This is a genomic window from Arthrospira sp. PCC 8006 (assembly GCF_046480465.1).
In the GTDB taxonomy this organism is placed as follows: Bacteria; Cyanobacteriota; Cyanobacteriia; order Cyanobacteriales; family Microcoleaceae; genus Limnospira; species Limnospira platensis.
The window spans coordinates 1-225 of sequence record NZ_PKGG01000678.1 but is presented as its reverse complement, the minus strand read 5'-3'; the positions used below and the strand labels follow the sequence as shown (position 1 = coordinate 225).

At 55.3% G+C, this 225-nt stretch carries 1 pseudogene; it reads left to right on the top strand.

What is annotated here, in order from left to right:
• A pseudogene (locus B9T16_RS29840) lies at positions 1-225 on the top strand (PBS lyase); the annotation flags it as partial.

Here is a 225-nt window from a genome sequence, read left to right as displayed (position 1 = left end):
GGCTACACCAGAAGAGACACTAGAAGAGACTGAAGCGGTGGCGAAAGTGGCGGAAGTGTCGGAAAAGGTAGAAGAATCGGCTAACKCKGATGAWGTAATKGWCGCCCAGACASCKACAGAAGCGGCTACACCAGAAGAGACACTAGAAGAGACGGAAGCGGTGGCGGAAGTGGCGGAAGTGGCGGAAGTGKCGGAAGAGGTAGAAGAATCGGCGATCGCTGATGG